We start from the raw sequence: 4,383 nt of genomic DNA on the forward strand, positions 1-4,383 counted from the left end.
TGCACCTGCGGGTCCGCCGGTTCTTCTGCGACGCCGCCGACTGCGGGAAGCGGACCTTCGGCGAGCAGATCCCCGGCCTGACGTTCCGTTATGGGCGGTGCACAGTGCCGCTGCGGAAAGTTCGCGAGGCCGTCGCCCTTGCCCTCGGTGGCCGGGCCGGGGCCCGCCTGGCCGAGCACCTGTCAGCAGGGATCGGCCGGGACGCCCTTGTCACGGCGTCGGCCTGAGTACCCGCACCAGCAGCGCCGTGCAGAGCAGGGAGGCCGCCGCCCCCACGGCGATGCCCGCCGACGGCCGGGCCAGCTCGGCGACGGCGCCGGTCAGGCCGGCGGCGATGCCCTGGCAGGACATCAGGCCGGAGGCCGCCAGCCCGAAAGCCTGACCGCGTGACTCGACAGGGACGACGTCGACGAACGATTCCTGGAGGCACAGGCTGTAGCCGAAGCCGATACTGGCCAGCGCCGCCAGCCCGGCGGCCGCGGCGATGCCCGGCTGGGCGGCGAAGAGCAGGTACGGGGCGCCCAGCAGCACGGACAGCGGCAGTGCCCAGCGGCTGCGCCGGCGTCGGGTGGCGAAACGGCCGACGAGGGTGTCGCCGATCAGCATGCCCAGCGCCGCGGCGGTGAGCAGCGCGCCGACGGCCCGGGGGCTGCCGATCTCGTCCGCGTACGAGATCATGGTCGCTTCCGCGCCGACGATCCAGCACGCGGGCAGGCACAGCGCCAGCAGCAGGCGGCGCACCCGGACGTCCGCCCACAGCGCCCGGTTGACCGCCCAGGTCGTGGAGAGGGCCCGTGCCGGGGTGACGGCGGATCCGTCCGCCCCTCGCGGCGGGCGGATCCGCAGGCCCAGGCGGAGCACCGCGGCGGACAGCAGGGCGCCGCCGCAGACCACCCAGAGTGTGCCGACCGGCCCGAGCAGTGCGAGCAGGGCGCCGCCCACGGCGAAGCCGCAGATCTGCGCGGCGCCGACCGTGACGTTCATCAGGGACTGGGCCAGCACGAACCGGCGCTCGCCCATGAGTTCTGGGAGCAGGGCTGTCTTCATGGCGGCGGGCACGGGGTCGAACAGGCCGTACAGCATGCTCAGGGCCAGGACTCCGGGCACCGGCAGCACGTCGAGGGCCAGCACGGCCGCTCCGGCTGCTCGGGCCGCGTCCCAGGCGGCCATGGTCAGCCGGGGCGGGAGCCGGTCTGCCAGGGAGAGCAGGGCGGCGCTGCCGAACACCTGCGGCAGCAGTCCCGCCACGTAGGCGATGCCGGACAGCAGGGGGGAGCCGCTGCGGCTGTAGACGAGCGCGGACAGGGCGAGGGCCTTCATGACCTCGCCCAGGTTGAGCAGCGCGTGGGCCACCCACAGCACGCGGAAGTCCCGTTCCCGGAACACCTCCCGGTATCCCGGGGGCCGAGTGTCGTCGCTGACGAGCATGGTGTTTCTCCTGGGGCGGGGGGACGGTTCGGCGGCGGTTCTCCGCCGGCCGGGAGACAGCAGGATGGCCACGCGCGGACGGCGCCCACTAGGGTTTCGTCCACAGGCGAAAGGTCATGTCGTGACGCTGCGCATCGAGATGGGGGCCGGAGACCTCGGGGCCAGTCGTTTCGCGATATCCCCGATCACCCAGGTCGTGGCGGCCCTGCTGGTCCTGTCCGGCCGGATCTCCTCGTGGACGGCGCGGCCGTGGGTGGAGCGCAATCGGGGGCGTCTGCGGGCGATGTGCGATGCCGAGCCGGACCTGGGGACCTTGGTGTCCGTCCTGCGTGTCCGCGGCTACAACCCGGACTTCATCGCACCGCCTCCCCGGGACAGCTCTTCGACGTTCATTCAGGACCTGGCCGCGGTCCGGGAGACGCCGGCGGCGCGGGCCCATCAGGAGGTGATGCGGGTCCTCGAAGGGCGCGAGCTGCCCGACGGGGTGGCCCGCATCTTCGACTCGCCCGATCCCGTGGGCCGCTTCACGCGTGTCCTGGGCCTGGCCTGGGAGGAGTTCGTGGCCCCGGACTGGGACCGGATGCGCGCCATCTTGCAGCGTGATCTCGCCCACCGCGCCGACCGGCTGATCGCCGAGGGCTGGAACGGCGTGCTCGGCGACCTGGCCCCCACGGTCCGGTGGCGCACCCATGCCCGCGGTGCCGTCATCGAGGTCTCCGGCATGCCGGACGAGGAACGGGTCCTGCGCCGGGGCGGCGTCCTGTACCTGCCCAACCTGTTCGACGCCCTGTGGGTCTGCCTGGACGAACCGTGGCGCAACGCCGTGGTCTACCCGGCCGGTGGCGCCGCCGCCCTGTGGCCGGCCGCCGCCCCGTGCCGTCCGGCCGCGGATCACCTGGTCCCGCTGATCGGCCGGTCCAGGGCTCTGATCCTCGCCACCCTGGACGGACCGGTCACCACCACGCAGCTCACCCGCGCCCTGCGCATGAGCCTCGGCGCGGTCGGCGGCCATCTGGCCGTCCTGCGCAGGTCCGGTCTGGTCGAGGGCACCCGGACGGGCCGCGCCGTGGTCTACCGGCGCACCGGGCTGGGCGACGCGTTGGTCGCGAGGCCCTCCACGGGCTGAGATAGCCAGGGGATTGGCCGCCGATACGCCGAAGATATGCGTGCGTCGACCATGGGCCCGAGCACGTCCTTCACCTGCGAGGAGGCCCGCCCGTGACGTCCGCTGTCCCCACCGGTCCCGCTCCCGGCAGCACCGGGACAGCGCAGGTGTGTGCCACGGGCCCGTGATGCCCAGGTCGCCCTCGTCCTCGGCCGGCTGTCCGGTGGTCGCGTCGGCCGAGGGAAATCACCACCCCGCTGGGGACGGCGCATGGTTGACCGGCCGGACCGCTTGGAGGACTCCCCGATGAGCAGTAACCCCATGACGTACACAGGCGCCGCCGCGGCGCCGCCGGCCACCGGCACGCTCGATGTGTCGGTGGCCGTCCCCCTGCCCCCCGCCACGGCCCGCGGCCTGCAGTGCTGGCGGAGCACGCCGGCCACGCCCCGGCCGCGGTGCCGCTGGCGGGCTTCTGGGCCCTGCTGCTGCGGTGGAGCGGCCACGAGGAGGTGCAGGTCGACACGTCGTCCGGACCGCTGCGCTGCCGCACGGACGAGGAGACCACGTTCCGGCAGCTCATCGAGCAGGCCGCCCGGGCGACGCGTGCCGCTGGGGCTTCCTCGGCCTCCTACCGGGCCGTCGTCCCCCATCCGCTGGTGGCCGCAGGCAGCGCGCACGAGCTCCGGCTCAGCTGCTCCTGGGGCGCGCAGGGGATCCACTGCGCGCTGGAGTGTGCACCGGGAACGTTCAGCGCGGCCGAACTCGGCCGCTTTGCCGGGCAGTTGTCGGTGCTGCTGACCAACGGCGCGATTCGCCCGGATCAGTACGTCCAGGAGCTGGGCCTGATCACCGCCGAGGAGCGGCGCGCCGCCGTCGGCCCGTTCAACGACACAGCGCGTTTCTTCGACGATTCCCTGCTGCTGCATCAGCTGGTGGAGGCCCAGGTCGCGCGTACCCCCGACGCCGTCGCCGTGCGCTGCGGCGCCGAGAGCCTCACCTACCGGCAGCTGGACGCCCTCGCCAACGGCCTGGCGCATCGGCTGACGGGGCTCGGCGTCAGCGCCGGCACTCCCGTCGGTGTCTGTGTGGGGCGGGGTGCGGAGCTCATCTGGTCGCTTCTCGGGGTGCTCAAGGCGGGCGGGGTGCACATCCCGCTCGACCCGGACTACCCGGCCGAGCGGCTGTGGTTCATGATCGAGGACTCCGGGGCGGCTTTGGTCGTCACCCAGGAACAGCAGCTGGGGGCACTGCCCGAGGGCATCCCCACGGTCCTGGTCGGCAAGGACGCCGGCGAGGCGGACGGGCTGCCGGACATCGGCCCCGAACCCCGGACCATGCCCGATGACCTCGCCTACGTGCTGTACACCTCCGGCTCCACCGGGCGGCCCAAGGGAGTGCAGCTCACCCACCGGTCGCTGAGCAACCGTCTCCAGGAGATGCGCCGCCAGTACGCGCTGACGGAGCACGACCGTGTCCTGCAGTTCGCCTCCGTGAGCTTCGACGCGGCCGCCGAGCAGATCTTCCCGGCGCTGATGTGCGGCGGAAGCCTGGTTCTACGGGATTCCCCCCACTGGGGCCCTGAGGAGGTGGTGGCCACCCTGCGCACGGCGCGGGTCACCGTCGCCGAGCTGCCCGTCGCGCTGTGGGAGCAGGTGATCCCGCTCCTGGCCGAACAGGCACCGGGGACTGGCTCCGGCTGCTGGTCCTGGCCGGTGAGACGATCTCGTCGGGCTCCGTGGCCAACTGGTTCGCCGTCACCTCCGTCCCCATCCACACCACCTACGCCCCCACCGAGGCCACGATCACGGCGACGACGTACGTGCTCGACCGCCCGGGCCCGGTGCTCATCG

At 73.2% G+C, this 4,383-nt stretch carries 3 protein-coding genes and 1 pseudogene; 3 read left to right on the forward strand and 1 reads right to left on the reverse strand.

The window, feature by feature from the left end:
* Nucleotides 1-227: pseudogene (locus ACWGKU_RS40490) on the forward strand (ISL3 family transposase); the annotation flags it as partial.
* Here ACWGKU_RS40490 and ACWGKU_RS40495 read toward each other — a convergent pair.
* The gene (locus ACWGKU_RS40495; RefSeq protein WP_331768618.1) at nucleotides 211-1,428 is read right to left on the reverse strand and encodes an MFS transporter; all 1,218 of its coding nucleotides are present in this window, start codon (nucleotides 1,426-1,428) and stop codon (nucleotides 211-213) included. The pseudogene ACWGKU_RS40490 and the gene ACWGKU_RS40495 sit on opposite strands and share 17 nt — an antisense overlap.
* Before the next feature lie 121 nt (nucleotides 1,429-1,549).
* On the opposite strand from ACWGKU_RS40495, the gene ACWGKU_RS40500 reads away from it, so the two are divergent.
* Nucleotides 1,550-2,554 (forward strand): ArsR/SmtB family transcription factor, encoded by a 1,005-nt coding sequence (locus tag ACWGKU_RS40500; RefSeq protein ID WP_331768619.1) that lies wholly within the window; start codon nucleotides 1,550-1,552, stop codon nucleotides 2,552-2,554.
* Nucleotides 2,555-2,952: 398 nt separating this feature from the next.
* Nucleotides 2,953-4,383, forward strand: a 1,431-nt coding sequence (locus ACWGKU_RS40505) for an AMP-binding protein (RefSeq protein ID WP_452191816.1), incomplete at its 3' end; no start/stop codon positions are given.

Source organism: Kitasatospora sp. NPDC054768 (assembly GCF_053612025.1).